General features: G+C 71.2%; 1 protein-coding gene. It reads right to left on the bottom strand.

Annotated elements, in window-relative coordinates; genetic code table 11:
- The coding region (locus ACPC54_RS30895; RefSeq protein ID WP_498969535.1) for an Ig-like domain-containing protein at positions 1-1,231 on the bottom strand (1,231 nt) is incomplete at both ends.

The raw sequence follows: 1,231 nt of genomic DNA, 5'->3' as shown, positions 1-1,231 counted from the left end.
CGGTGACAGTGGCGGTCAGCACCTTCGCCTGACCGAACACCGACGGGTCAGGCAGGGACGTCAACACCGTGCTGGTGTCCGCCATGTTCACGGTCTGGGTGTCCACCGGAGAGGTCGAGCCGTTGAAGCTGGTGTCTCCGCTGTAGACGGCGGTCAGCGCGTGGGTGCCGACAGCGAGGTCGGTGGTGGTGAGGGTGCCGGTGCCGGTGGCGTCCAGGGTGGCGGTGCCCAGCAGGGTGGCGCCGTCGAAGAACGACACCGTCCCGGTGGGGGTGCCGGCTCCGGGGGCGGTGGCGGTGACGGTGGCGGTCAGCACCTTCGCCTGGCCGAACACCGACGGGTCGGGCGCCGAGGTCAACGCCGTGGTGGTGTCCGCCGTGTTCACGGTCTGGGTGTCCACCGGAGAGGTCGAGCCGTTGAAGGCGGAGTCTCCACCGTACACGGCGGTCAGCGCGTGGGTGCCGACGCCGAGGTCGGTGGTGGTGAAGGTCGCCACGCCCGCGACGACAGTGCCAGTGCCCAGCAGGGTGGCGCCGTCGAAGAACGACACCGTCCCGGTCGGGATGCCGTCCACGGAGGTGACGGTGGCGGTGAGGACCTTGGCCTGGCCGAACACCGACGGGTCGGGCAGGGACGTCAACGCCGTGGTGGTGTCCGCCGTGTTCACGGTCTGGGTGTCCACCGGAGAGGTGGAGCCGTTGAAGGCGGTGTCGCCGCTGTAGACGGCGGTGAGGGCGTGGGTGCCGACAGCGAGGTCGGTGGTGGTGAAGGTCGCCACGCCCGCGACGACAGTGCCAGTGCCCAGCAGGGTGGCGCCGTCGAAGAACGACACCGTGCCGGTGGGGGTGCCGGCTCCGGGGGCGGCGACGGTGACGGTGGCAGTGAGGACCTTGGGCTGGCCGAACACCGACGGGTCGGGCGCCGAGGTCAACGCCGTGGTGGTGTCCGCCGTGTTCACGGTCTGCGCGTCGACGGGGGAGGTGGAGCCGTTGAAGGCGGTGTCGCCGCTGTAGACGGCGGTCAGCGCGTGGATGCCGACACCCAGAGCCGAACTGGTGAAGGTGGCCGTGCCGGTGGCGTCCAGCGTGCCAGTGCCCAGCAGCGTGACGCCGTCGAAGAACGACACCGTCCCGGTCGGGGTGCCGGCTCCGGGGGCGGCGACGGTGACGGTGGCAGTGAGGACCTTGGGCTGGCCGAACACCGACGGGTCGGGCGCCGAGGTCAACGCCGT

This window comes from Kitasatospora sp. NPDC094028, from assembly GCF_049543595.1.
GTDB lineage: Bacteria > Actinomycetota > Actinomycetes > Streptomycetales > Streptomycetaceae > Kitasatospora.
The sequence above is the reverse complement of the archived record's forward strand: the minus strand, read 5'-3'. Positions and strand labels throughout refer to the sequence as shown.